Below are 25,954 nucleotides of genomic sequence, written 5' to 3'. Positions count from 1 at the left end.
TGATCGAGACATGTGCAATCCAGCCGAGAATAATCCGGCCGTTCGGGGAGTTGTGCGGCGCGATGTCTACGGTTCCGTAACGGGCTGCTCCAGTCCGTCCAGCACCTTGGACAGGCGTTCCAGGACGTGTACGGCCTCGGCGAGCTCCTTCTCGCCGAACGCCTGCGCCAGTCGGTCGGCGAAGGCCGCGTGCCCGGGCCCGATGCGGGCGACCGCGGCCCGCCCCGCCTCGGTGGGGGCGAGCAGCTGGGCGCGCCGGTGGGCGGGGTTGGGGCGGTACTCGGCGAGCCCGCGCTCGACCAGCAGGTCGGCGATCCGCTGCACGCTCTGCCGGGTGACGCCCATCGCGCGGGCGATGCCGGACACGGGCAGCGGGTCGCCGAGGACCGCGCCGAGCACCTGCCACCGGGCGGCGGAGAGCCCGGACGGTCCGGCCAGCCCCTCCGCGACGGCGAGGAACTGGCCGTTGAGCCGGAAGACCCCGAGGGCGCTGCGGCTCAGCAGCTCCTGGCGCTCCGCGCTCACCGGCCGGCCGTCGCGTTCTCCAGGACGGCGTACGCCTGCGGGTCGGAGTCGTGGAACAGCCGGTACCAGGCGTCCAGCACCTCGCCCTCGTACACGCCGAGGAGGCGCAGGATCTCGCGGGCGAAGGCGACCGGCTCGGTCGGGCCGGCGGTGACCAGCGCGCCGTCCGTCACCGCGTCCGCCTCGGTGTACCGGTGGCCGCCGCGGTAGCCGGTGGCGGCCAGATAGAAGGAGACCGCGCTCGTGTGGTCGCGCTCGTCGAGCAGACCCTCGCGGGCGAGCCCGGCGGTGGCTCCGCAGATCGCGGCGACGGGGGTGCCGGCGGCGAGGAACTCCCGCGCCTTGCGGGCGAAGGGCGCGAGGTCGTCGGCGGTGTCCCAGAGGTCGGCGCCCGGGAGGATCAGCAGGGAGCTGTCCTCGGGCCGTACGTCGTCCAGCGCCAGGTCGGGCAGGACCCGCAGGCCGCCGATGCTGACGACCGGCGTCGCCGCGGACGCGCCGACCGTGCGGATCCGGTGGCCGCCGCGGGCGAGGTAGGCCGTCGCGAAACCCGTCTCCCAGTCGGCGAACGTGTCGTACACGGCGAGATGCACCGGCTTGCCGCTCATGGCTCCTCCTGAGGCCTCGGACCTCGACCGTCCTCGAGGTTTATGACAGCAGACTGTCATTTCGACAGTCTGCTGTCAACACCTTCCGGCCCGGCTCCCCGCCGGCCTCCGACGTCCGTCCTCCGCCCCCGCCCCCGCCTTCGCCGCCACCGCTCCCCCACGCCCGACAACCTGTCGCGGAATCGCCCCGTCCACGGAACAGGACGCCGATACCGCTTCCGCATCGCGGACATTTACGCTCACTGACATGACCCCTCAGACCGACCCCCGGGCCGGCGCCGCCGTGAAGGCCGCCGACCGCGCGCACGTCTTCCACTCCTGGTCCGCCCAGGAGCTCATCGACCCGCTCGCCGTGGCCGGCGCCGAGGGGTCGTACTTCTGGGACTACGACGGCAACCGCTACCTCGACCTCACCAGCGGGCTCGTCTACACGAACATCGGCTACCAGCACCCGAAGGTCGTCGCCGCGATACAGGAGCAGGCCGCACGCCTGACCACCTTCGCGCCCGCCTTCGCGATCGAGGCCCGTTCCGAGGCGGCCCGGCTGATCGCCGAGCGGACCCCGGGCGACCTGGACAAGATCTTCTTCACCAACGGCGGGGCCGACGCCGTCGAGCACGCGGTGCGCATGGCCCGGCTGCACACCGGACGCGCCAAAGTGCTCTCCGCCTACCGCTCCTACCACGGCGGCACCCAGCAGGCCGTGAACCTCACCGGTGACCCGCGCCGCTGGGCCTCCGACACCGCGACGGCCGGCGTCGTGCACTTCTGGGCGCCCTTCCTGTACCGCTCCCGCTTCTACGCCGAGACCGAGGAGCAGGAGACCGCGCGCGCCCTCGAACACCTCGAGACGACGATCGCCTTCGAGGGGCCGGCGACGATCGCCGCGATCATCCTCGAGACCATCCCCGGCACCGCCGGCATCATGGTCCCGCCGCCCGGCTACCTCGCGGGCGTCCGCGAGATCTGCGACCGGCACGGGATCGTCTTCATCCTCGACGAGGTCATGGCCGGGTTCGGGCGCACCGGCGAATGGTTCGCGGCCGACCTGTCCGGCGTCGTGCCCGACCTGATGACCTTCGCCAAGGGCGTGAACTCCGGATACGTGCCGCTCGGCGGCGTGGCGATCTCCGGCGCCGTCGCGGACACCTTCGGCAAGCGGCCCTACCCGGGCGGTCTGACGTACTCCGGGCACCCGCTGGCCTGTGCGGCCGCCGTCGCGACGATCGAGGTCATGGCCGAGGAGGGCGTCGTCGAGAACGCGAAGCGCCTCGGCGCCTCCGTCGTCGAGCCGGGGCTGCGGACGCTCGCCGAGCGGCACCCGAGCGTCGGCGAGGTGCGCGGGGTCGGCATGTTCTGGGCGGTCGAACTGGTGAAGAACCGCGAGACCCGCGAACCGCTGGTGCCGTACAACGCGACCGGCGAGGCGAACGCGGCCATGGCCGCGTTCGGCGCGGCGGCCAGGAAGGCCGGAGTGTGGCCGTTCGTGAACATGAACCGCACGCATTTCGTGCCGCCGCTCAACGTCTCCGAGTCGGAGGTCAAGGAAGGACTCGCGGCCCTCGACACGGCGCTCTCGGCGGCCGACGAGTTCACCGAGTAGGGCCCGGCCGGCGCCCCGCCCCGGGGCCCGCTTCCCCGGAGTCCCACGGATTCCCGACGCGTTCCGGCGGGACACCGGCGGGATGTCCGCGGGATTCCCTCGAAGGGGCTTGATTTCGTCGAACGCGTAAGGTGGCGTGCTCGTACATAACGACGAGCACGCCACTTTTCCGCACCCGACGAGGAGACGCCTCGACCATGCCCGGCAGCACCGGCAACGGCGCCGTGACGCGCAGCACCCTGCGCCAGCAGATCGCCGACGCGCTTCGCGACGAGGTGCTGGCGGGACGGCTGCAGCCCGGGCAGGAGTTCACGGTGAAGGAGATCGCCGAGCAGTACGGCGTCTCCGCGACCCCCGTCCGCGAGGCCCTCGTCGACCTCTCGGCACAGGGCCTCCTCGACGCCGACCAGCACCGCGGCTTCCGGGTCCACGAGTACTCCGTCGAGGACTACCGCGGCATGATCGAGGCGCGCAACCTGATCATCGAGGGCATGTTCATCGCCCTCGACGGGGGCCGCCAGGACCAGCGGGACTTCGAGGACCCGCGGACCGCGGCCGCCATCGCCGCCGTGCGCCGCCGCGGCGAGGAGGCGAGGCGGGCCGCCGCCGCCGGCGACCTCACCGTCCTCATCGGCTACGACCTGCGCTTCTGGCGCGAGCTGAGCGCCTTCTTCGGCAACGCCTACCTCGCCGACTTCCTGCACCGGCTGCGCGTGCAGTCCTGGGTGTGCACGGTGCAGCACCTGCGCCGGGTGAGCGATCTGCGCGGCTTCCTGTGGTCCGGCCACACCGAACTCATCGACGCCCTGTACCACCGCGACACCGCCGCCGCCCGCAGGATGCTCGCGGCGTACAACGACGAGTCCATCACCCTCATCGAGCGGCTGGCCGCGGGATGAGCCGGGCGGACGCCCCTGCCGTGCACGCCCCCACCGCGCCGCCCGCCGCCCCGGCCGTCGCGCTGTCCGTCGTCGTCCCCGCCTACAACGAGGAGCGACGGCTCGGCCCCACCCTGGACGCGGTCAGCCGCCACCTGGACGCCCCCGGGAGCCCCTGGCGCAGCTGGGAGATCGTGGTCGCCGACGACGGCTCCACCGACGCCACCCGCGAACTCGTCACCGTCCGCCGCGACCCGCGCATCCGGCTCGTCACCGGTTCCGGCACGGGCCGCCGGGGCAAGGGCCACGCCCTGCGCCTCGGCGTCGCCGCCAGCCGGGGCCGCCGGGTGCTGGTCACGGACGCCGACCTCGCCACCCCCGTCGAGGAGTTGGCGCGACTCGAGAAGGCGCTCACCGACGGACACGCGGCGGCGATCGGCTCGCGGGCCGTCCCCGGCGCGACCCTCGGCAGCCGCCAGCACCGGATGCGCGAACTCCTCGGCGCGGCCGGCAACCTGCTCATACGCCGGACGACGCTGCCCGGGACGTACGACACCCAGTGCGGGTTCAAGCTCTTCGACGGCGACAAGGCCCGCACCGCCTTCGCCGCCTCCCGCCTCGACGGCTGGGCCATCGACGTGGAGGTGCTGCGCCACTTCCGGCAGGCGGACTGGCCGGTCGCCGAGGTGCCCGTGCACTGGTCGCACCAGCCCGGCTCGAAGGTCCGCCCGGCGGACTACCTCCGCTTCCTGCGCGACCTCGTCCGGCTGCGCCTCCCCGCGCCGAGACCCGCGGACGTCCTGGCCGCCGTCCTCTTCCTCGCGCTGGCCGTCACCCTCTTCTCCGGCCGCTTCTTCGACCCGGCGCACCGCCTGCTCACCGACTCCCTCCAGGACCAGAACCAGTGGGAGTGGTTCTTCGCGGTGACCGCCGACAACGTCGCCCACCTGCGCAACCCCCTCTTCACCGACCTCCAGGGCTTCCCCGGCGGCGTGAACCTGATGGCCAACACGACGATGCCGGGCCTGTCGGTGCCGCTCACACCCGTGACCCTGCTGTTCGGGCCCGCGGTCACGCTCAGCCTGGTGATGACGCTCGGCCTGGCCGCGACCGCCGTCGCCTGGTACCGGCTCATCCTGCGGCGGCTCGTGACGCAGCGGGCGGCCGCCTTCACCGGCGCCGCGCTGGCCGCGTTCGCCCCGCCGATGGTCAGCCACGCCAACGCCCACCCGAACTTCGTCGTGCTCTTCATGATCCCGCCGATCATCGAGCGCGCCCTGCGGCTGACGACCGGGCAGCGGACCACCCGCGACGCGGTCGTCCTCGGTCTGATGGCGGCCTACCAGTTCTTCCTGGGCCAGGAGTCCCTGCTGCTCGCCGCCCTGGGCATGCTCCTGTTCGCCGTGGCCTACGGCGCCGTCCGCCCCGACGTGGCCCGCACTGCGGCCCGCCCGCTGCTGAACGGTCTCGCGATCGCCGCAGCCGTCTGCCTGCCCCTCGTCCTGTATCCGCTGGCCTGGCAGTTCTCCGGGCCGCAGAGCTACACCGGCATCGACCACGGCTCCGCGCCCGGAGTCGCCAACTCCCCGCGCGCGCTCGTCTCGTTCGCCGGGCGCTCGCTGATCGCGGGCGACGCCGGCCGCGCCGACGCGCTGTCCCTGAACCCCACCGAGCAGAACGCCTTCTACGGCTGGCCGCTGGTGCTGCTCGCGTTCGCGATCACCGCGCGGCTCTGGCGACGGCCCGCGGTCAAGGCGCTGGCCTGCACCGCGGTGGCCGCGGCGGTGCTGTCCCTCGGCCCGCACATCGCCGTGCCCCTCACCGGCGTCACCGTGCCCGGCCCCTGGGCCCCGCTGGCCGGCCTCCCGCTCTTCGAGTCGGTCATCGAGAGCCGGGTCGCGCTGGTCTGCGCCCCGGCGCTCGGCGCGCTGCTCGCCCTGGCGGTCGAGCGGCTGGCCCGAGCCCGCCGGCTCGGCACGCAGTACGCGGGGCTGCTCGCCGTCTGCGTCGCGCTGCTCCCCCTCGTCCCCGCCCCGCTGAGATCCGAGCCGCGCGCCGAGACGCCCGCGTTCTTCGCGGACGGCGTCTGGAAGGCGTACGTCCGGCCCGGCGAGACGCTGGTCCCGGTGCCGCTCGCCGAACCGGAGGACGCCGAGGCCCTGCACTGGCAGACGGCGTCCGGTCTCGGCTTCCGGATGCCCGGCGGCTACTTCAACGGCCCCTCCGGAGACGGCGACCGTACCGGCGTCTACGGCGTCCCGCTGCGCTTCACGGCGAGTCTGCTGCGCGACGTGCGTCTGACCGGCGTGGTCCCGGTGGTCGACGCCCAGGCCCGCGCCGAGGCCCGCGAGGACTTCGCGTACTGGCGTGCGGGCGCGCTCGTGCTGGCCCCTCGGCGGCACGCGGACCGGCTGCGTGAGACGGTGGACGAACTGGTCGGCCGGCCGGGGAGGCGGGTGGCCGGAGTGTGGGTATGGGATCTGCACGAGGGGAGCTGACGCGTGCCGCACCGACTAGTCTTCCCTGACCGGTCAACGTACTGAGTGAGGAGCTCTCTTTGGCCTGTGACCTGTGGCTGGTGCCGCTCGTCGACGTGTTGTGCCACACCCCCGACAATCCCTTCGCGGACGAACTCGCCCAGTACAACAAGGTGCTGGCGGAGGCGGGACTCCCGCCGGTTCCGGTGTACCAGTACATGCCGGGCCTGTCCGGCGAGGTCGCTCCGGTCGCGGGCTTCGACTACGACGCCCTGCACTTCCTGCGCCGTGTCTACCTGCTCCAGGTGTGCCAGCTGCCGGTGACGCCGGTGGACGAGCTGGGCGGCGACTACGAGCAGCTGCTGGAGATGTTCCAGGGGACGGCCCAGCAGTCCCACCTGGTCTGGCACTACGACCACGCGGGCGCGTACGTCCCCGTGGACTTCCCGCAGCCGCTGTCGAACGACGAACTCCTCGCGGGCGGCGGCCCTCTGGGCTCCGCGCAGTCGCTGCTCCGGGAACTGGAGTTCGTCGCCCCGTCCATCGGCATCGATCCGGCCAATCCTCCGACGGCCCCCCAGCCGCCCGCCGGCCCCACCGAGTTGGAGGAGCCGGCTGTTCCGGCGCCGTACGACCCGAGCCCCTTCGCCCGCGAGCGGCACGTCTGGCTCGGGCTGCACGCGGCGGCGACACGGAGTCTGGCGCAGGGGTCGATGATCGTCTTCAGTTGAGCCGGCCGGCCGGTCAACGGCCGAGCTGGGACAGGCCCCTCTCGACGTCCTCCGCGTTCATCACCGGGGTATAGGTGACCTCGGCCCCGAGGTTGAGGAAGAACGGCTCGCTGAGCACGGGCATCTGAGCGCTGTCCTGCATGTCGAAGAACACGTAGGCGGTGCGCTTGCCGTGGTCGGTGGTGAAGTAGGCCGCCTCGGGCTTGATCTGCTCCATCGACTCCTGGATCAGCTTCCCCAGGGTCCCGCTGCGGATGGCCTCGTTCGCCTTCTCCGTGTCCATGCACGCCTTGAGCATCACGCGCATCGCAGTCACCTTCTTCTGGTCGGCCCACACGGATGTCACCCTCAGGGTAGTCCCGTATACGGCATTTCTCCCCACCTGCCCCTGGGGAGAGCGGCGAGGAGGACGTGCGACAGGGCGTCCGCCCGACACCGGCGGGCGGACGCCTGACCTCGGTGACCGCCGGTGCGGCGGCCTGATCGTGCGGACGGGGGGCGCCTCCGCGTCCAGGTCGGGGGCGACGCTCACCCCGTGCCGTCCGGACGCGGGACCCGTCAGAAGACCGCCGTTCCGGCCTGCGTCAGCTTCCAGTTGGCGACGGCGAAGTCGGCCGGGTTCAACGCACCCTTCGCCGTCACGTAGTCGATCATCAGCTGCCGGATCTCGTTGGTGGAGCTGTAGGCGATGTCGGCCCCCGCGATGTGCGGGTAGCCACTGCCGCCGTTGGCGCGGTAGTTGTTGACGGCGACGACGAAGACCTGGTCGTCGGCGACCGCTGCGCCGTTGTGGGTGAGGTTCCTGATCCGGGATCCCTCGGGCTGCGCGATGTCGATGTCGTACGAGACGCCCGCAGCCGTGTCGTACATGTAGTCCCAGAAGCTGTTGGCGTTGGTGAGGGTCGCGGTGTCGACCGCCGTGCCCGCCGGCACCTGGTGGTAGTACTTCGCCGCGTACTCCAGGTAGTCCCTGAGCTGGGCGCCCGTGAGCTTCTTGCCGTACAGGGTGTTGTCGTAGATGTAGAGGCCGGCGATGTCGCGGATGGTGACGTCGCCGGCCGGGATGTCCGCGGTGCGGCTGAAGGGCGCGGCCACGGAGATCAGGGGCAGGGCGGCGTCGGCGGCCGACAGTCCGGCGGCCACCGTGCTCGTCTGGACCTCGTGGATGAAGTCCATGATGGGGACGTCCTTCCAGCAGGACTCCGCCGCCGAGAGGTCGGCCGTGCAGGTGCCGACCGGCGTGTTGACGTACTTCACGACGAGGTCGTGGTCGGCGCGGAGCAGTCTCTTGATCTCGGGATCCTCGTCGACCCCCTTGGGGTCGAGGGTCCGGGCCGTCTTCCCGGTCACCTTCCACTGTCCGTGGCGCAGTTCGAGTTCGAAGTCGAAGACGCTGAGCCGGTAGCCCCAGCAGTAGGGCTCGGACAGCAGGACGTCCTCGCCGGTCTCCGCGTTCTTGACCGTGTACGACGGCACCTCGACGTGCGTGTGGCCGACCAGGATCGCGTCGATGCCGGGAACCTGCTCGGCGACGAGGTTGGAGGCGTTCTCGACGTACGGGAGCGCGTCACCGTAGGAGGTGGATCCGTCGAGGCCCGAGTGGTCGGTCAGGAAGACGACGTCGCAGCCCAGCGCGCGCAGCCTCGGCACGTACTTCTTCGCCTGCTCCACCAGCCCCGGGAACACCATCCGGCCGCTGACGTTGTCCTTGTCCCACAGCGCGATGCCGGGGTTGGTGAGGCCCAGGATGCCGACCTTGATGTCGGGCGCTCCGGGGACACGGATCTTCTTCACCGTGTACGGGGCGAAGGCCGGCCGCAGCGTCTTCGCGTCGAGGGCGTTCGCGCCGAGCAGCGGGAAGCGGCACTGCTTCTCGAACCTGCGCAGCACGTCGATGCCGTAGTTGAACTCGTGGTTGCCGAGCGCGGCGGCGTCGTAGCGCATGTGGTTCATGGCGACGGCCATGGGGTGCTGGGGCCCCTTCCTGCCGTGGGTCCCGGTGATCGGGTCGACGCGCGCGAAGTAGTAGGCCAGCGAGGTGCCCTGGATGATGTCGCCGGCGTCGACCAGCAGGACGCGATCCTCCCCCTTCGCCTCGCGCTGCTGCTTCACGAGCGTGGCGACCCGGGCGACGCCGACCGAGTTGCCCTTGCCGTCCGTGTACGCGGCGTCGGTGTAGTAGTCCCAGTCGAAGACGTGGCTGTGCAGGTCGGTGGTGCCGAGGATGGAGAAGGACCAGGTGCGGGGGGTCTTCGCCGGGGCATGGCCGTGCGGCCCGGTGGAGGCCTCGGCGGTACCGGAACCGACCGCGCCGGCCACGGCCACGGCCGCTCCGGTGACGGCCGACTTCCGCACGAACTCACGGCGGTTCATGGGGTCGTTCGTCGGGTTGAGGGGCATTCGGGGCTCCAGGAACTGGTGGGGAAGGAGGGGCAACTACCCGCGTAGATGCTTGCTTCCGCCAGTTACGGGCGTAACCGCATACAGGCCATGGGCCGGTCAAGGATGTCCAAGACCGGCCCAAGCCGAACGTACCGCCGACGGCGCCCCACCGGGGCCGACGGCGCCTCACTTCAGCCGACGGTTTCTCACCCTCAGCCGACGGTTTCTCACCCTCAGCCGAGGTTTCTCACTCAGCCGGCGGCTCCACGCCCTAGATGAACGAGTTGATCTCGATCGTCTCGTCCCGGCCCGGACCCACGCCGATCGCGGAGATCGGGGCGCCGGACATCTCCTCCAGCGCCTTCACGTACGCCTGGGCGTTCTTCGGCAGGTCGGAGAACGACTTCGCCTTGGTGATGTCCTCGGACCAGCCGGGGAGCGTTTCGTAGATCGGCTTCGCGTGGTGGAAGTCGCTCTGCGAGTACGGCAGTTCCTCGACCCGCTTGCCGTCGATCTCGTACGCCACGCAGACCGGGATCTGCTCCCAGCCGGTGAGGACGTCGAGCTTGGTCAGGAAGAAGTCCGTCAGGCCGTTCACGCGGGTCGCGTAGCGGGCGATGACCGCGTCGAACCAGCCGCAGCGGCGGTCGCGACCGGTGGTCACACCCCGTTCGCCGCCGATACGGCGCAGCGCCTCGCCGTCCTCGTCGAGGAGCTCGGTCGGGAAGGGGCCCGCGCCGACGCGGGTCGTGTAGGCCTTCAGGATGCCGATGACCCGGCTGATCTTCGTCGGGCCCACGCCGGCACCGGTGCAGGCGCCGCCGGCGGTCGGGTTGGACGAGGTGACGAAGGGGTACGTGCCGTGGTCGATGTCGAGGAGGGTGCCCTGACCGCCCTCGAAGAGGACGACCTTGTCGTCCTCCAGCGCCTGGTTGAGGACGAGGACCGTGTCGGTGACGTACGGAGCGAGCTTCTCCGCGTAGCCGAGCAGTTCCTCGACGACCTGGTCGACGGCGATCGCGCGACGGTTGTACAGCTTGGTCAGCAGCTGGTTCTTGGCGTCGAGCGCCGCCTCGACCTTCTGCATCAGGATGGACTCGTCGTACAGGTCCTGCACCCGGATGCCGACCCGGTTGATCTTGTCGGCATAAGTCGGACCGATCCCGCGCCCGGTGGTGCCGATCTTGCGCTTTCCGAGGAAGCGTTCGGTCACCTTGTCGACAGTCACGTTGTACGGAGTGATGATGTGCGCGTTGCCGCTGATCAGCAGCTTCGACGTGTCGACGCCGCGCTCGTTCAGACCGCTCAGCTCGGAGAGCAGGACCGACGGGTCGACGACGACACCGTTACCGATGACCGGCGTACAGCCGGGAGACAGGATTCCGGAAGGGAGCAGGTGGAGTGCGTACTTCTGGTCGCCCACGACGACCGTGTGGCCGGCGTTGTTGCCACCCTGGTAACGCACCACATAATCCACCGAGCCACCGAGCAGGTCGGTGGCCTTTCCCTTGCCTTCGTCACCCCACTGAGCACCGAGCAGCACAAGTGCGGGCACGCGCGTACACCCCTTCCGGGTGGGGCATGTCCAAGGTCAGGGGCGTACGCGATGGATCGTTCCACCGCGTTCACCGCGAGCGCCGCGACCGTCGTTGGTCGCCCGTTGTCGGACCCGGATGCCCCGGAATAGACGAAGCCCCTGGCGCAATAGCGCAAGGGGCTCTTGCACAAAGATGCTACCCGAGGAAGCGAGGCAGGACCGAGGTGGCGACTTTCGCGACGTCCGATCAGCTGCTGGTGATCATCGATCCGGTCTCCCGGCGCGCGGACGGGGAGTCCGTGCGGATCGCGAAAGACGTGCTCAGCGCGGGTGCGGCCAGTACGAAGGTGTGCGTGCCGGAGGACCCCGAGGAATTCGCCCGGGTGCTGGCCCGGCGTGGCTCGCGGCGGCCGGTGGTCATCGGTGACGACCGCGCGCTGACCCGGGCGGTGACCCTGCTGCACCGGCAGCGGGCCCTGGCCGATTGCGTGCTGTCGGTGGTGCCGGTGGGCGCCTCCCTGAGCATCGCGCACGCCCTGGGGGTGCCCACCAGCCCGGTCGCGGCGGCGCGGGCCGTCCTGGACGGCGTCGGGCGGCGGCTGGACCTGCTGGTCGACGACAGCGACGGGGTGGTGCTGGGGGCGCTGCGGATCCCCGCGCCGCCGACGGCCGGCGGCGCCCTGCCGGCGGACTCCTCGGCGCGGCCCTGGCTGCAGTCGCTGGTCCGCACGCTCGTCCCCATCCGGCCCTCCCGGCCGGTCGCCGCCCCGCTTCCGGCCGGCCCGGCGCGGCTGCGGGTCGAGGTGGACGGGACGACCCTGGTCGACCTGGACCAGCCCGTGGAGGCGGTGTCGGTGACGCCCGGCGCCTCGGGGACGGCCGAGGTGGTGGTGCGGCCGTCGTCGGTGGGCACGGAGGCGGCGCCGCTGCAGGCGTACGGCCGGACGGTGACCGTCTCGGGGGTCGACTTCCGCTACCGGGCGGACACCGCGGTCGCCGGCCCGGTACGGCGGCGGACGTGGACCGTGCGGGAGGGAGCACTGGGGCTGATGCTGCCGACGGCACAGTGAGCGGGAGGTTCGGGCCTCCCGAGGTCCGGGGCTCTAGCCGTCTCCGAAGACCTGTTCGCGGTGCAGTCTCCAGCGCTCCATCATGGCGGCGATCTCGATGTCGACGAACTCGAAGAAGGCGAGCGTCTCGGACATCCGGCGTCCCGCGGCGGTGTCGCCGCCGAGGCTCTCCACGCCTTCGCGCAGGGCCCCCTCCCACCGCTTGAGCACGGTCTCGCGGTTGGTCAGCGCCTCGTACCACTGGTTGCTGTGCACGCGGTAGCGCTCACGCCGGGAACCGGGCTCGCGCTCGCGGGAGACCATGTGCTGCTGGGCCAGGTAGCGCACCGCGCCGGACACGGCGGCGGGACTGATCCTCAGCTGCGCGCCCAGTTCGGCGGAGGTCATCGCGCCCTCGTCGGACGAGAGGAGCGCGGCGAAGACCCGGGCGGGCATGCGCTGCATCCCGGCCTCGACGAGTTGCGCGGCGAAGGACTCGACGAACCGGGACACGGCCTCCTCGTCCCGCCCGTCCGCGTCTGTTTCGGTCATGCCCCCATCCTATCGACGGTTCACGCATTTCCTTAACTTCACAAATTTCTGAAATAAGCGTACGTTCGGCTCCATGACGAAGGCCATCACGGTGTCCGGACTGCACAAGTCCTTCGGCCGCACCCACGCGCTCGACGGGCTCGACCTGGAGGTGGAGGCCGGGGAGGTGCACGGCTTCCTCGGCCCCAACGGCGCCGGCAAGTCCACCGCCGTCCGCGTCCTGCTGGGCCTGCTGCGCGCCGACTCGGGCGCCGCGCAGATCCTCGGCCGCGACCCGTGGAAGGACGCGGTCGAGGCGCACCGGCGCATCGCCTACGTGCCCGGCGACGTGACCCTGTGGCGAAATCTCTCCGGCGGCGAGGTCATCGACCTGTACGGACGGCTGCGCGGCGGCGGCCTCGACGCCGCCCGCCGCGCCGAGCTGATCGACCGCTTCGAACTGGACCCCACCAAGAAGGGCCGCACCTACTCGAAGGGCAACCGCCAGAAGGTCGCCCTGGTGGCCGCGTTCGCCTCGGACGTCGACCTCCTCATCCTGGACGAGCCGACGTCCGGCCTGGACCCCCTGATGGAGGAGGTCTTCCAGCGCTGTGTGACGGAGGAACGCGACCGGGGCCGGACGATCCTGCTGTCCTCCCACATCCTCAGCGAGGTCGAGGAGCTGTGCGACCGCGTCAGCATCATCCGCAAGGGCCGCACGGTGGAGACCGGCTCGCTGGCCGACCTGCGCCATCTGACCCGCACCAGCGTGACCGCCGAACTCGCGGGCGCCCCCGACGGGTTGGCGCACCTGCCGGGCGTGCACGGCCTGGAGGTGCACGGCAGACGGGTCCGTCTCCAGGTCGACACCGCCCGACTCGACGCCGTGCTGCGGTCGTTGAGCGCGTCGGGCGTGCGGTCGCTGACGTCGACTCCGCCGACGCTGGAGGAACTGTTCCTGCGGCACTACCAGGAGACGGCACAGTGACGACCCTCGCCGCCCCCCAACTCACCGGCACCGCAACCCTGCTGCGTTTCGCGCTCCGCCGCGACCGGCTGCTGATCCCGGTCTGGGTCGCCGTGACCGCCCTGATGGTGCTGTCCATGCCCACCAGCATCGAGGGCCTGTACGACACCCCGGCCGCCCGGGCCGACCTGCTGCGGCAGATGGACGCCAACCCCTCCCTCCGCGCCCTGATCGGCCCCGTCTTCGACGACTCGATCGGCGCGCTGACGGCCTGGCGGGTCGGCGTGTACGCGGCCGCCCTCGCCGCGGTGACGAGCCTGCTCGTCGTCGTACGGCACACCCGCGACGAAGAGGAAAGCGGCCGTCAGGAGCTGATCGCCTCCGGCATGGTCGGGCGGCGCGCCTCCCTGACCGCGGCCCTGCTCGCGGCGGCCGTCGCCAATGCCGCCCTGGGTCTGCTGGTCACGGCGGGCCTCGCGGGTCGAGGGGCGGCGGGCGCCGTCGCGTTCGGCCTCGGCCTGGCCGGGGCGGGCATGCTGTTCGCGACGACCGCGGCGATCGTCGCCCAGCTGACGCAGAGCGCACGGCTGGCGCGCGGACTGACGGCGGCGGCCCTCGGCGCGGCCTTCGTCCTGCGGGCCGCGGGCGACTCCGCAAAGGACGACGGCTCGTCGCCGCTGACCTGGCTCTCGCCACTCGGCTGGCTGGAGAACCTGCGGGCGTTCGCGGACGAACGGTGGTGGGTGCTGGGCCTGTTCGCGGCGGCGATCCTCGCACAGGGCGCACTGGCCTACGGCCTCGCCGGCCGCCGGGACGTCGGCATGAGCTTCCTGCCGACCCTTCCCGGACCCCCCGCCGGACGGCTCGGCAGCGCCTTCGCCCTGGCCTGGCGGCTGCAGCGGGGCGGGGTCCTGGGCTGGAGCGTCGGGTTCCTCCTCGCCGGCGTCGTCTACGGCGGCCTGACCGATGGCGCCGCCGACCTGGTCGGCGACAACGACAAGGCCCGCGAGATCATCGAGCGGATGGGCGGGCGGTCCGGGCTGACGGACGCGTTCCTCGCCTCGATGATCGGCATGCTCGGTCTGATCGCGTCCCTCTTCGTCGTCGCGTCCGTGCTCCGGCTGCACGGCGAGGAGACCTCGGGCCGCGCGGAACCCGTGCTCGCGAACGCGGTGGGACGACTGCGCTGGGCGTCCGGGCATCTGACGGTCGCCTTCGGCGGCGCGGCCCTCATCATGCTCCTGGCCGGCCTCGGCTTCGCCGCGGGCTACGGCAGGCAGACCCTCCCGGTCCTGGGCGCCTGCCTGGTGCAGCTGCCCGCGGTGTGGGCGGTCGGCGCTCTGACACTCGTCCTGTACGGATGGGCTCCGCGGCTGGCCCCGGCCGGCTGGGGAGTGGCCGCCGCGATCCTTCTCCTCGGCTGGATCGGCCCGGCCCTGAACGCGCCGTCGGCCGTCCTGGACCTCTCGCCCTTCGCGCACCTGCCGAAGCTGCCCGGCGACGAGATGGAGTGGGGGCCGGTGCTGGTCCTGCTGCTGTCGGCGCTCGTCCTGACCGCCGTCGGCCTGGCGGGACTGCGACGTCGGGACATGACGACATGACCGGGCCACCAAGGTGACGCCCGCGGCGCCAGCGACGGCGGGACGGTGGCGGCGACCGCGGCCACGGTGACGACCGCGGCAGCGGCGGCGGGACCGTGGCGGCGACCGGCCGGGCGGCGACCGCGGCGCCGACCATGACGGCGGCCTCAGCGGCGACCCCGGGCAGCGGCCACGGCAGCGGCGAAGACCCGCCCGGGCGGGCGGCCACGGCAGCGGTGGAGACCGGGCCGGGCAGCGGCTGCGGCTGCGGCTGCGGCTGCGGCTGCGGCTGCGGCTGCGGCTGCGGCTGCGGCTGCGGCACCATGGCGGCGACCGGCCGGGCGGCGGCCGCGGCGCCGACCATGACGGTGGCCTCAGTGGCGACCCCGGGCAGCGGCCACGGCAGCGGCGGAGGCCCGCCCGGGCGGGCGGCCACGGCAGCGGCGAAGACCCGCCCGGGCGGGCGGCCACGGCAGCGGCGGAGACCGGCCCGGGCAGCGGCTGCGGCTGCGGCTGCGGCTGTGGCTGCGGCTGCGGCTGCGGGACCGTGGCGGCGACCGGCCGGGCGGCGACCGCGGCGCCGACCATGACGGCGGCCTCAGTGGCAACCCCGGGCAGCGGCCACGACAGCGGCGAAGACCCGCCCGGGCGGCGACCACCGCAGCGGCGGAGACCGGCCCGGGCAGCGGCTGCGGCTGCGGGACCGTGGCGGCGACGGCCGGGCGGCGGCCGCGGCGCCGACCATGACGGCGGCCTCAGTGGCAACCCCGGGCAGCGGCCACGGCAGCGGCGAAGACCCGCCCGGGCAGCGGCTGCGGCGGCCGGGGGAGGCGGGGCTTCCGTGGCGGCCGTGGGCCGGGCCGTCGCCGGCGGCGAACCGGACCGGAGGCTGCGGCGTCCCCTTGTGCATGGGGCGAAAGGCAGTGGGGTGCGGCGGGTGCGCGATCTCGGTGACGAGCGCGCTGACGGCCGTCTCCCTGTGGCTCGCCTCGGACCGCACGCGGATCCACCTGGGCAACGGCTTCGAGCAGCAGCGCATGGATCTCAGCGTCGTGTTCACCGAGCTCCCACTGGTGTTCCTCGGGGGAGCCGCCCTGCCGGTCCTCGCCCACGCGGTCGTCGCCGGCCTGCTGCACGACCGGCAGGACCGACGCGACCGACGCGACCGACGCCGCGGGCTCGCGCCGCGCGGCAGGTCAGACGGTGACGGGTAGACCCTCCAGCCCCCGGATCACGAAGTTCGGCTTGCGTCGCGGCTCCGCCGCCGGAGCCAGCGTCGGGGCCCGCTCCAGCAGGGCCGTCATCGACGCGGCGAGCTCGATGCGGGCCAGCGGGGCGCCGATGCAGTAGTGGATGCCCGCGCTGAAGGAGATGTGCGGGTTGTCCGCCCGGGTGAGGTCCAGCCGTTCGGGCTCCGCGAACACCGCGGGATCGTGGTTCGCCGAACCGAAGAGCATCGCGATCTCGGCCCCGCGCGGCACGGTGACCCCGTCGATCTCGATGTCGTCCAGCACCCACCGCTCGAACAGCTGCAGCGGGGTGTCGTACCGCATCAGCTCCTCGACGGCCGACGGCGCCAGCGAGTGGTCGGCGCGCAGCGCGGCCAGCTGCTCCGGGTTGCGGAACAGCGCCCACCACCCGTTGACGGTGGCGTTGACGGTCGCCTCGTGACCGGCGTTCAGCAGCAGCACCGCCGTCGAGATCATCTCCTGCTCGGTGAGCCGGTCGCCCTCGTCGTGCGCCGCGATGAGCCCGGAGATCAGGTCGTCCCCCGGCTCCTTGCGCCGCTCGGCGATCAGCTCGCGCAGATAGGCGGTGAACTCGACGGAGGCCCGCACGGCCTTCGCCGCGGTCTCCTTGGACGGGTTCAGCTCGTACATCCCGCAGATGTCCGCCGACCAGGGCCGCAGCGGCCCCCGGTCCGCCTCCGGGATCCCCAGCATCTCCGCGATCACGGCCACCGGCAGCGGCTCGGCGACATCGCTCAGCAGATCGCCGCCGCCCGCCCGCACCAGCCCGTCCACCAGCTCGCCGGCCAGCCTGTGCACATACGGCTTCAGCCGCTCCACCGTGCGCGGGGTGAACGCCTTCGACACCAGCCGCCGGATCCGGGTGTGGTCCGGCGGCTCCAGGTCGAGCATCCCGTGGTCGTTCAGCGTGTGGAACGGCTCCTGCTCGGCGGGCGGCGCGGTCCGCCCGAACTCCTCGTGCGTGAACCTGTGCTGGTACGTGCGCCCCAGCCGGCGATCCCGCAGCAGGGCCGACACGTCCGCGTGCCCTGGCACGAGCCACTGGCCGGTGGGCTCGTAGTAGATCACCCGCCCGCGCTCACGCAGCTCGGCGTAGGCCGGGTACGGGTCCGCCACGAACGCGGGGTCCCAGGGGTCGAACGAGAGGTCGTCAGCTGCTGCCATGGACGGACGCTAGCCCGTGGACCGGCGTCCTGACCAGGGGGTCCTGACCGTGCGCTCCCCGACGGGAGAAGACCGGCGATGATCGACGAGCCGAGGTGCGAAGGAGACGGAGGACGGTGAACGGTGGACGAGGCCGAGTACCGCGCCCATCTGCAGGGTGAGCGCCGGGCCTACGCCTGGGTCATGCGGCGGTACGGCGGCATGAGCCTCGTGGAGTCCTGGGCGGCGGCCCTGAGGTGGTATCCCTCCGAACCGCCCGACGAGCCGTACCGCCTGCTCGTCTTCCACGACCCCTCCTGGCACTGGGCCATGTCGGCACTGCACGGCGATCGCTACGCCGAGGAGCGCCCCGACCTGGCAGCACCCCCGGACGCGTACTACCGGGCCTGAGACCCGGACGGACGCGACCCGGCCCGGCGGGCACCGTGGCTGCGGCGGGCATTGCAGGTGCCGTCCGCGGCGGGCTCGGCGGGCACTGCAGGCACCGTGGCTGCGGCGGGCACCGTCGCCGCGGTGGGCATTGCAGGTGCCGTCCGCGGCGGGCTCGGCGGGCACTGCAGGCACCGTGGCTGCGGCGGGCACCGTCGCCGCGGTGGGCATTGCAGGCGCCGTCCGCGGCGGGCACTGCAGGCGCCGTGGCTGCGGCGGGCGTGGCGGGCACTGCGGGCGTCGCCGACCCGCCGGGGGGCGGTTACCCCGGCGTCACCAGTCTCGCCTCGTATGCGAACACCGCCGCCTGGGTGCGGTCCCGCAGGCCCAGCTTCACCAGGATTCTGCTCACGTGCGTCTTGATGGTCGACTCCGCCACCACCAGCCGCTCGGCGATCTCCGCGTTCGACAGTCCCTGGGCGATGAGGACCAGTACCTCCGTCTCCCGTTCGGTCAGGTCGCCGTAGGACGCCTGGACGGCCGCGCGGACCGACCCCGGGGTGTCCGAGAGTTTGGAGAACTCCGTGATCAGACGCCTGGTGACGGACGGGGCGAGCAGCGCCTCACCGGCCGCCACCACCCGCACGCCGTCCGCCAGCTGCCGGGCCGAGGCGTCCTTCAGGAGGAAGCCCGAGGCTCCCGCGCGCAGCGCCTGGTAGACGTACTCGTCCAGGTCGAAGGTGGTCAGGACGAGGACCTTCGCCGTGCCGTCCGCGGCGACGATCTCCCGCGTCGCCTCGATGCCGTTCAGCTCCGGCATGCGGATGTCCATCAGGACCACGTCGGGAGCCAGCTCGCGGACCCGGTGCACCGCCTCCCGGCCGTTCACCGCCTCGCCCACCACCTCGATGTCCGGCATGGCGTTCAGCAGGACCGAGAAGCCCTCGCGGACCATCATCTGGTCGTCGGCGATCAGAACCCGGATCGTCATGCCCCACCCTCGCCCGGAGAAGGCGCGGCGGAGGAGGACTCCGTGGACGCCGGCACCGGCAGGAACACCGTCACCTCGTACCCTCCCTCGCGCGTCGCCTCGGCCGTCATCTCGCCGTTCAGCATCGTGACCCGCTCCCGCATGCCCGTGATGCCGTGTCCGGCGCCGGGTGACGGCTTGATCAGGGTCGGGTTGGGCGGAGCGCCGTTGACGATCCGCAGGCCGAGCCCGCCCAGAACGTACCCGACCTCCACCCGGGCGCTCGCGCCGGGCGCGTGGCGGAGCGTGTTGCTCAGCGCCTCCTGGACGATCCGGTACGCCGACAGCTCCACCCCCTGCGGCAGCTCGCGCACCGCCCCCGTGACCGCCTTCTCCACCTCCAGGCCGGCCTCGCGCACATTGGCTATGAGCGCGTCCAGCTCGGCGAGCGTGGGCTGCGGGGCGTCCGGGACGTCGTAGTCCTCGGCGCGGACCACGCCCAGCACCCGGCGCAGCTCGGTGAGCGCGGCCACCGCGTTCTCCCGGATGGTCACGAAGGCCTTCTCCAGCTCCGGCGGCGGGTTCTCCACCCGGTAGGGGGCGGCCTCCGCCTGGATGGCGACCACCGACATGTGGTGGGCGACCACGTCGTGCAGCTCACGGGCGATCGTGGTGCGCTCCTCCAGAAGGGTGCGCCGGGACCGCTCGTGCGCGGTCACCGTCTGCTGGGCCGTGACCTCCTGCTCGGCCTGCCGGCGGATGTGCCACACGGTGACGGCGAGCAGCAGGATCGCGGAGAAGACCAGCATGGACGCGGTGTTCGTGACGTAGTGGCCCCAGCCGAAGAGGGTCTCGGCGAAGAAGCCGTAGACCGCCGTGAGCAGCCACATCCACGCCGCCGTGCGCGGCCGGGTGCGTATCGCCACAATGGCGAGGACCAGCAGGTAGGAGACATAGCTGCCGGGCAGCCAGGGCCAGTTCCCGTACGTCGTGCCGAGCAGGGCGACCGCCGAGGTCGAGGCCAGCGACAGCCAGAACGCCCCGACCGGCCGCACCAGCGTCATCAGCACCGGCGCCAGGACGACCAGGCCGGTCAGGAATCCCAGCAGGCCGCCGCCGCCGTCCGTGAAGGCGATCAGGGCGGCCAGCGCGCCGCCCGCAGCGACCACCGTGTGCCGCGACCATGCCGCGTACTCGCGCTTGCGGCCCTTCCAGTTGCGGGCGAGCCGGCCGGCCTTCTCCTTGCGGGGCAGCGGGCGGTAGGCGAAGGCGTCGTGGAACAGGTCCCGCCGCAGGCCGCGCAGGGCGTCCACCGCCGCCCGGAACTCCGGGCTGCGCGGCCGGTAGGCCTCGAAGGAGTCGTCCGGGTCGCCGGGGGGCGTGCTGTGCGTCTGCGTCGTCTCGGTCACGATGAAAACGGTAGGCGCACCGAGGGGGCGCGGTCGTCACCAGTGAGAGGGGTTCCGGCGGCTCCCTCTCAAGTACTACGGGTCCGGGAGTCCGCCGCCGCCCTGCCCCGGGGGCGGGGCGGCCTCAGTACCCCGACGGCCTGACCAGCCCCGACTCGTAGGCGAAGACCGCCGCCTGGGTGCGGTCGCGCAGCCCCAGCTTCACCAGGATGCGGCCCACGTGCGTCTTCACGGTCTGCTCGGCGACGACGAGGTGCCGCGCGATCTCGGCGTTCGACATGCCCTGCGCGATGAGGGCGAGCACCTCCGTCTCACGCTCCGTGAGTTCACCGATCCGCTCCTTCAGGGGAGCCCGGGGCCGGTCGTCGAGGCGGGAGAACTCGGCGATCAGCTTGCGGGTGATGACCGGGGCGAGGAGGGCGTCGCCGGCCGCCACCACCCGGACCGCCTCGGCCAGCTGGTCGGCGGAGGCGTCCTTCAGCAGGAAGCCGGACGCGCCGGCCCGCAGCGCGTCGTACACGTACTCGTCGAGGTCGAAGGTGGTGAGCACCAGCACCCTGATGTGCGGGTGCTCGAGGGTGATGCGGTGCGTCGCGTCGATGCCGCCGAGATCGGGCATCCGGATGTCCATCAGGACGACGTCCGGGCCGAGTTCGGCGACCTTGGCCACGGCGTCGAAGCCGCTCACCGCCTGTCCGACCACCTCGATGCCGGGGTGTGCGTCGAGCAGCACGGTGAAGCCCTGCCGGACCATCTGCTGGTCGTCGGCGATCAGTACGCGGATGGTGCCGCCGGTCGTCATCGGTTTCCTTCTCGTGTAGGGGGTGCAGCGCACCGGCCGTCCGGCCTGTCGAAGCCGCCCGGAGGGTCCGCCGTGCCCGGGGCGTCCCGGCCGCCACGCCCGTGCCCGTCGCGCTCGTCCTGCCCGTCGCGTCCGTTGTCCCCGTCGCCTCCGTTGTCCCCGGCCCCGTCATGCCCGTCGTCCCGGTCGGGCCCGTCGGGACCTTCGCCGGGGAAGGTGAGTTCGAGACCGTCCGGGGCGTCGAGCTCGGCGAGGTCGCCCCGGGGTGTCGCCGCGCCCTCCGTCGGCAGATGCGCCAGCACCGCGAAACCGCCGTGCAGGGTGGGATGCGCGGTGACGTGACCGCCGAGCATCGCCGCCCGCTCGCGCATCCCGAGCAGCCCGTGGCCCGCGCCGGGTGAAGGCCGTACGGGAGCCCGGGGCCGGGAGTTGACGACTTCCAGGTACAGGCCCCGGACGTCGTGGGCGACCGACACCCGCACATGGGAGCCCGGCGCGTGCCGCAGCGCGTTGCTGAGCGCCTCCTGCACGATCCGGTACGCCGACAACTGCACGCCCGGCGGGTAGCCGGGCGCCTCTCCCGTGACGACGGCGTTCACGTCCAGCCCGGCCGCGCGCGTGTTCTCCAGGAGTGCGTCGAGGCGGTCGAGGGTGGGCTGGGGGGTGTCCGGGGCGGCGCCGGCCCCGGACGCGCCGAGGCCGTAGGGGTCCTCGGGGTTCTCCGAGCGCAGCACGCCGAGCACCCTGCGCAGTTCGGTGAGCGCCTCCAGGGCGTTCTGCCGGATGCCGGCGAGGTTCTCCCGCAGCTCCTCGGACGGGTTCTCCACCAGCAGCGGGGCGACCTGTGCCTGGATGGAGATCACCGACATGTGGTGGGCGACCACGTCGTGCAGCTCGCGGGCGATCCGGCTGCGCTCCTCGAGGAGGGTGCGGCGGGCGCGTTCCTCTGCGGTGATCGTCTCCTGTTCGACGAGCTGGGTGCGGGCCTCGCCGAGACCGCGGAAGGCGACGCCGACGAGGACGACGGCCGCGAAGACCGCGACGGCCGTGATACCGGTGGAGGTATAGGTGGCCCCGCCGACCAGCCCCTGGATCACCCAGGTGGTCAGCGCGGTGGCGCCCAGGGCCGCGACGGACACCCGGGTCGGTACGCGCAGCGCCAGGAGGAAGAACACCGCGGCGTGCGCGATGACTTGGGCGGTGCTCCACGGCCAGGCCGGACCGGGCAGCGGATGACCCACCAGGGCGGGCCGGGCGGACACCGCGGCGACGACCACCCCCGCCAAAGACAGCCCCCACGCGGGCCCCGGCCGCCACAGGGCGAGGACGACGGCCGCGCCCTGCGCGAACCCGACCAGCACGCTCAGCTCCGCGCCCAGGCCGTACTGGCCCATCTGGTCCCCCGTGGCGGCCAGGGCGATGCCGAGCGCGGACCCGCACACCAGCACGATCCCCGGCAGCCGCAGCCTGCGCAGGTGGCGCCCCGGCGCCGACGGCGAGGCGGCACTGCGGTCGGCGGAGACCGGCGCCCTGTTGCTCCTCTTGCCGTTCACGCGCCCAACCCTAGGCACTGCGGGCCGCTTTCGGTTCCGGCCGGCCGGAGCGGTGGTGCACGCGGACCACTGTGGACCGGCTACCCCCGAGCCGGCGGCCCCGGGGACGGGACGTCCCTTTCTCCAGCCCGTGGAAGGCCGCCCAGCACACCAGCAGCGCCAGGCCGAAGACCGGCAGCCACAGCAGGCGGGCCGCGACCCAGTCCAGCCCGTCGGGAACGGTGTGCAGTCCGGGCAGACGGCCCGCCGTCAGGGCGGTCGCGGTCGTCGCCATCATGGCCGTCTGGTGCCAGAGGAACACCGTCATCGCGGAGAGGTTGACCAGGGCCACCGCAGCCCAGGCCAGGGGCCGCCGCATGGCCCGGCGCAGTCGGTCGCGCAGCAGCAGGGCCAGCCCGCACTGGGCGAGGCCGAAGGCGACGGCGGCCAGGGTCGGCGGGTTGAGGTTGGACACGGCCGCGCCGGGCACGCCCACCATCGACGCCGGATAGCCGGCCCAGCGCACGAGCACCGTCGCGGCCACCGCCCCGCCGACGAGCAGCGTCCAGCCCGCACGGGGGCGCTCCAGCTCGCCCCGGGCCCATGCCGCGCCCAGGGAGTACGGCACCAGCCAGCCCGCGGCCAGGTTCACCCAGCCGAGCCACGCCGGGCCGCCCAGGCCGAAGCGCACCAGATCCACGTGGAGGACGACCGCCAGCGGCCACAGCGGGTTCAGCCGGGTCACCAGCGGGGTCGCCGCCGTCAGCACGGCGAAGACCAGCAGGAACCACAGCGGTGACAGCGCCAGCTTGACCACGGTGTGCACGGTGACGAAGGACGCGCCGCCCAGCAGGAGGCCGGCCGCCGCCACCGTCCACACCGCCGCCACCGCGGTGACCGGGACGAACAGGCGGCCCAGACGGGCCCCCAGCCACGCGGCGTAGCCAACGCCCCGGGCCCGGGCCGAGGCGAGACTCCTCGTCGCCACATGGCCGCCCACCATGAAGAACACGGCGAGCGTCTGGAACGTCCACGACACCGGAGCCAGCCACGGCATGGCGGCCAGCGGGCTGGCGGCGCGCAGGGAGCCGCCGTCGGCGACGAGCGCGGTCACCAGCCAGTGGCCGAGGACGACGCCGAGGATGGCGAGGGCCCGCAGCGCGTCCACGGCCCGGTCGCGCCGCGGGGGCGTGGCGCGGTCGATGCGGGCGGCGGCCCGCCGCAGCGCCGGCCGGGGTCGCCGCTTCTCCAGGGTGTCAGGCACGGGTCACCTCCGAGGTCGCGCCGAGGACGATCCGGGCGATGTTGGCCAGCGAGACCGAACCCGGCCTGAAGTAATCGCTGTGGCCGCCCGGCCCGGCCTCGAAGACTCGGGCTCCGAACGACGGGGACAGCGGGTCGGCGCCGAAGCCGACGGTCGTGCCGAACAGGTCGGCGCTGACGTGCGGGACGTCCGCCACCCAGTCGTCGCCGCCGCGGGCCGCCCAGACCCGCGCCCGGGTGTGCAGGTCCGCGGCCGAGGCCGCGCCCGTGCCGGGGCTGCCGAGCAGCACGAGGTCGCTCACGTCCACGCCGGAGGCGGCGCGGCCGCAGACGACCGTGCCGTACGAGTGACACAGAAGGGTGACGCGGGCGTCCGGGCCGGTGACCGCGGCCAGCCCGGTCAGGAACGCGCGAAGGCCTGGGACCGCCTCCTCGGCGCGGGCCGGAGTGAGCACGGTGGCGCTGATCGTGCCGGGGGTCGTGTACCCGAGCCATGCCACCACCGCCGTCCGCTCGCCGGATCCGGCCATGGACCCGGCCCTGGACCCGGATCGGGGCGGGCCGGTCTGCCCGGCCCGACGGGTGAGCCGGTCGTGCAGGGCGGCCGCCTGGGCGTGGAAGCGCTCGTAGGTGTCCAGGGAGGTGTCGGAGCCCGGCACCAGGACGGCGACGCGGTCGGCGTGCGCGAGGTCCCCCAACACCTCGACCGCCCGGCCGGGTCCGCGGCCGTCGAAGGAGAGCAGTCTGCGGGACGGGGCGGCCAGCGCCCGCTCGGCGGCCGCACGGTGACGGTCGCCGTGGGCGGCGGCCATCCGGGACGCCAGCGCGGCGTTGGCCCGGTGCGCGGCGTAGGTCCGCTCCAGCGTCGCCGCGGTCGCCGCGGGAAGGACCGCGGGTGCCGGAGCCGGGATACGCGGCCGGGCCGCGGCGGCGGTGAGGGGGACGACCACGGCGGCGGTGACCAGGGCGGCCAGCAGGACACGGACCCAGCGCCGCCCCCAAGCCGCTCCGCCCGGCGCCGTCACGCCGCCCGATGCCACCGCTGCACCCGACGCGGCCGTTGCACCCGACGCCGCTGCTCCGCCCGATGCGGCCGTTCCGCCCGGTACCGTCACGCCGCTCCGGGCCGGCGACCCGTCCCGGTCCCCTCCACGCCGCTGTCCGCCCGCACCCAGCTCCGCCATCCCGTCCCTCCCCCGCCATGCGCCCGGCCGTCGGGCCTTGCTGGCTTGGAAGTTACGGATCGAGCCGTGTCGTTCGCGTCCCACCCGGGAGCTGTCTTGCGACGTAGCCCTCAGGTACTACGGGTACGACACCTACGGGGTGCGCACCGCCGCACACCTCTGTGAACTCACCTGTTCACCATGCGAGTTGGGCGATCTCCTCCGCAACCACCGCGCACGCGTCCGCCGCCGGGTCGATCAGCGGGAAGTGGCCGACGTCCTCGAGCAGGGTCAGGCCCACCACCTCGCCCGCCTTCGCCGCCGCGTCCGCGTAGGCCTCGGCGACCGCCTGCGGAACGACCTCGTCGGCACGACCCTGCACCAGCGTGGTCGCGACGCCCGTGGGCAACAGGAGCGCGGGGTCGGCGTACGGCTGCCGATCCTCGAAGTGCTCGTCGCCGCCCAGGAGTTGGCGGGCCGCCCCACCGCACACGTCCAGCTTTCCGGCGACCGCGAAGTCGGCGATCGGGGCCAGCGCGACGACGCCCCGCAGCGAGGTCGGGTCGCCGGTGCGCCAGGACGCGTCGGCGGGCAGCAGATGCCGGGCCGCCGCCCACAGCGCGAGGTGACCGCCGGCCGAGTGACCGGTCAGCACCGTACGGCGCGCGTCGGCCTGCGGCACGGCCGTCCGGGCGAGACCGGGAAGCGCGTCCAGGGCGGCGGCGACGTCGTCGAAGGTGTCGGGCCAGCGTCCGGCGACCGGAGCCTGCCCCGGGTCCGAACTCCCGTCCCCGCGCCGGTACTCGACGTTGGCCACCGCGAAGCCGCGCCGGGCCAGGAAGCCCGCGAACGGCGTGATGTGCCGCCGGTCGTAGGGCGCCCGCCAGGCTCCGCCGTGCAGCACGACGACGAGCGGGACCGGGCCGCCCGGGCCGGCCTCCGCACGCGGGACGTAGAAGTCGATCACCTGGTCGGGGTGGTCGCCGTACGCCGCGGTGACGTCGGGCTCGACGGGCGGATGCGCGAAGGCCGACGCCTCCTCGGCGGCGGCCCGGGCTGCGACAACGTCGTCCGGCATGCTCCAACCTCTCAGCGGCGAAGAAGATTTGGCGGACCAGGAGAGAATTCGGCCGTTGGCCGGGACGGTATCAGGCCCGTGACGTG

23 protein-coding genes are annotated in these 25,954 nt (G+C 73.0%); 9 read left to right on the top strand and 14 right to left on the bottom strand.

Annotated elements, in window-relative coordinates:
- Positions 1–66 precede the first annotated feature (66 nt).
- A complete protein-coding gene (locus ACN6LD_RS02160) occupies positions 67–525 on the bottom strand; it encodes a MarR family winged helix-turn-helix transcriptional regulator (RefSeq protein WP_319194347.1) in 459 nt (152 codons plus the stop codon).
- The gene (locus ACN6LD_RS02155; RefSeq protein ID WP_319194349.1) at positions 522–1,133 is read right to left on the bottom strand and encodes a DJ-1/PfpI family protein; all 612 of its coding nucleotides are present in this window, start codon (positions 1,131–1,133) and stop codon (positions 522–524) included. The genes ACN6LD_RS02160 and ACN6LD_RS02155 overlap by 4 nt, the downstream gene beginning before the upstream one ends.
- Before the next feature lie 247 nt (positions 1,134–1,380).
- Here ACN6LD_RS02155 and ACN6LD_RS02150 point away from each other — a divergent pair, with 247 nt between their 5' ends.
- The 4 genes from ACN6LD_RS02150 to ACN6LD_RS02135 all read left to right on the top strand — a co-directional run bounded on the left by ACN6LD_RS02150 (position 1,381) and on the right by ACN6LD_RS02135 (position 6,822).
- Entirely contained in the window at positions 1,381–2,736 is a 1,356-nt protein-coding gene (locus tag ACN6LD_RS02150; protein ID WP_319188086.1) for an aspartate aminotransferase family protein, read from the top strand.
- A 197-nt stretch (positions 2,737–2,933) separates the two neighbouring features.
- Positions 2,934–3,635 carry a GntR family transcriptional regulator gene (locus tag ACN6LD_RS02145; RefSeq protein WP_319188087.1) on the top strand — a complete coding sequence of 234 codons (702 nt, stop codon included), beginning with the start codon at positions 2,934–2,936 and terminating at the stop codon, positions 3,633–3,635.
- Positions 3,632–6,112 carry a glycosyltransferase gene (locus ACN6LD_RS02140; protein WP_445042363.1) on the top strand — a complete coding sequence of 827 codons (2,481 nt, stop codon included), beginning with the start codon at positions 3,632–3,634 and terminating at the stop codon, positions 6,110–6,112. The genes ACN6LD_RS02145 and ACN6LD_RS02140 overlap by 4 nt, the downstream gene beginning before the upstream one ends.
- A gap of 59 nt (positions 6,113–6,171) precedes the next feature.
- Positions 6,172–6,822, top strand: a complete 651-nt coding sequence (locus ACN6LD_RS02135) for a hypothetical protein (protein WP_319188091.1) — start codon at positions 6,172–6,174, stop codon at positions 6,820–6,822.
- Between the two features lie 13 nt (positions 6,823–6,835).
- Here the strand turns inward: ACN6LD_RS02135 and ACN6LD_RS02130 are convergent, their stop codons facing one another.
- From ACN6LD_RS02130 to ACN6LD_RS02120, 3 genes are all read right to left on the bottom strand, one after another.
- On the bottom strand, positions 6,836–7,129 hold the full coding sequence (locus ACN6LD_RS02130; protein WP_057577892.1) for a hypothetical protein: 294 nt from the start codon (positions 7,127–7,129) through the stop codon (positions 6,836–6,838).
- A gap of 251 nt (positions 7,130–7,380) precedes the next feature.
- Positions 7,381–9,222, bottom strand: a complete 1,842-nt coding sequence (locus ACN6LD_RS02125) for a bifunctional metallophosphatase/5'-nucleotidase (protein WP_445042362.1) — start codon at positions 9,220–9,222, stop codon at positions 7,381–7,383.
- A gap of 253 nt (positions 9,223–9,475) precedes the next feature.
- Positions 9,476–10,759: an adenylosuccinate synthase gene (locus ACN6LD_RS02120; RefSeq protein WP_057577894.1), complete on the bottom strand. Its 1,284-nt coding sequence runs from the start codon at positions 10,757–10,759 to the stop codon at positions 9,476–9,478.
- A gap of 206 nt (positions 10,760–10,965) precedes the next feature.
- On the opposite strand from ACN6LD_RS02120, the gene ACN6LD_RS02115 reads away from it, so the two are divergent.
- Positions 10,966–11,811 (top strand): diacylglycerol kinase family protein, encoded by an 846-nt coding sequence (locus ACN6LD_RS02115; protein WP_445042361.1) that lies wholly within the window; start codon positions 10,966–10,968, stop codon positions 11,809–11,811.
- Positions 11,812–11,844: 33 nt separating this feature from the next.
- Here the strand turns inward: ACN6LD_RS02115 and ACN6LD_RS02110 are convergent, their stop codons facing one another.
- Positions 11,845–12,342 (bottom strand): GbsR/MarR family transcriptional regulator, encoded by a 498-nt coding sequence (locus tag ACN6LD_RS02110; protein WP_319188098.1) that lies wholly within the window; start codon positions 12,340–12,342, stop codon positions 11,845–11,847.
- A 73-nt stretch (positions 12,343–12,415) separates the two neighbouring features.
- Here ACN6LD_RS02110 and ACN6LD_RS02105 point away from each other — a divergent pair, with 73 nt between their 5' ends.
- The 3 genes from ACN6LD_RS02105 to ACN6LD_RS02095 all read left to right on the top strand — a co-directional run bounded on the left by ACN6LD_RS02105 (position 12,416) and on the right by ACN6LD_RS02095 (position 16,082).
- On the top strand, positions 12,416–13,309 hold the full coding sequence (locus ACN6LD_RS02105) for an ABC transporter ATP-binding protein (protein WP_445042360.1): 894 nt from the start codon (positions 12,416–12,418) through the stop codon (positions 13,307–13,309).
- Positions 13,306–14,889 carry an ABC transporter permease gene (locus ACN6LD_RS02100; protein ID WP_445042359.1) on the top strand — a complete coding sequence of 528 codons (1,584 nt, stop codon included), beginning with the start codon at positions 13,306–13,308 and terminating at the stop codon, positions 14,887–14,889. The genes ACN6LD_RS02105 and ACN6LD_RS02100 overlap by 4 nt, the downstream gene beginning before the upstream one ends.
- Positions 14,890–15,818: 929 nt before the next feature.
- Complete coding sequence (locus tag ACN6LD_RS02095; RefSeq protein ID WP_319188104.1) at positions 15,819–16,082, top strand: hypothetical protein; 264 nt, start codon at positions 15,819–15,821, stop codon at positions 16,080–16,082.
- On the opposite strand, the gene ACN6LD_RS02090 is transcribed toward ACN6LD_RS02095, so the two are convergent.
- A complete protein-coding gene (locus ACN6LD_RS02090; protein ID WP_319188106.1) occupies positions 16,065–17,282 on the bottom strand; it encodes a cytochrome P450 in 1,218 nt (405 codons plus the stop codon). The genes ACN6LD_RS02095 and ACN6LD_RS02090 overlap by 18 nt on opposite strands.
- Before the next feature lie 123 nt (positions 17,283–17,405).
- Between ACN6LD_RS02090 and ACN6LD_RS02085 the strand changes: the two genes are divergently transcribed.
- Positions 17,406–17,672: a hypothetical protein gene (locus tag ACN6LD_RS02085; RefSeq protein ID WP_445042358.1), complete on the top strand. Its 267-nt coding sequence runs from the start codon at positions 17,406–17,408 to the stop codon at positions 17,670–17,672.
- A 301-nt stretch (positions 17,673–17,973) separates the two neighbouring features.
- Here ACN6LD_RS02085 and ACN6LD_RS02080 read toward each other — a convergent pair whose 3' ends face one another.
- The 7 genes from ACN6LD_RS02080 to ACN6LD_RS02050 form a co-directional block, all read right to left on the bottom strand.
- Positions 17,974–18,642: a response regulator gene (locus ACN6LD_RS02080; protein WP_445042357.1), complete on the bottom strand. Its 669-nt coding sequence runs from the start codon at positions 18,640–18,642 to the stop codon at positions 17,974–17,976.
- Positions 18,639–20,030 carry a sensor histidine kinase gene (locus ACN6LD_RS02075; RefSeq protein WP_445042356.1) on the bottom strand — a complete coding sequence of 464 codons (1,392 nt, stop codon included), beginning with the start codon at positions 20,028–20,030 and terminating at the stop codon, positions 18,639–18,641. The genes ACN6LD_RS02080 and ACN6LD_RS02075 overlap by 4 nt, the downstream gene beginning before the upstream one ends.
- Before the next feature lie 124 nt (positions 20,031–20,154).
- Positions 20,155–20,832 (bottom strand): response regulator, encoded by a 678-nt coding sequence (locus tag ACN6LD_RS02070; RefSeq protein ID WP_445042355.1) that lies wholly within the window; start codon positions 20,830–20,832, stop codon positions 20,155–20,157.
- Positions 20,829–22,385: a sensor histidine kinase gene (locus tag ACN6LD_RS02065; protein WP_445042354.1), complete on the bottom strand. Its 1,557-nt coding sequence runs from the start codon at positions 22,383–22,385 to the stop codon at positions 20,829–20,831. Before ACN6LD_RS02065 ends, ACN6LD_RS02070 begins: the two co-directional genes overlap by 4 nt.
- 10 nt (positions 22,386–22,395) lie before the next feature.
- The gene (locus tag ACN6LD_RS02060; protein WP_445042353.1) at positions 22,396–23,628 is read right to left on the bottom strand and encodes an acyltransferase family protein; all 1,233 of its coding nucleotides are present in this window, start codon (positions 23,626–23,628) and stop codon (positions 22,396–22,398) included.
- Positions 23,621–24,667 carry an alpha/beta hydrolase gene (locus tag ACN6LD_RS02055; protein ID WP_319188118.1) on the bottom strand — a complete coding sequence of 349 codons (1,047 nt, stop codon included), beginning with the start codon at positions 24,665–24,667 and terminating at the stop codon, positions 23,621–23,623. The genes ACN6LD_RS02060 and ACN6LD_RS02055 overlap by 8 nt, the downstream gene beginning before the upstream one ends.
- Positions 24,668–24,986: 319 nt before the next feature.
- Positions 24,987–25,868 (bottom strand): alpha/beta hydrolase, encoded by an 882-nt coding sequence (locus ACN6LD_RS02050; protein WP_445042352.1) that lies wholly within the window; start codon positions 25,866–25,868, stop codon positions 24,987–24,989.
- Positions 25,869–25,954: the final 86 nt, after the last annotated feature.

It is taken from the genome of Streptomyces sp. SAS_272 (assembly GCF_052543235.1).
Note: the sequence above shows the minus strand (reverse complement) of the source record. Positions and strands in the feature narration are given on the sequence as shown.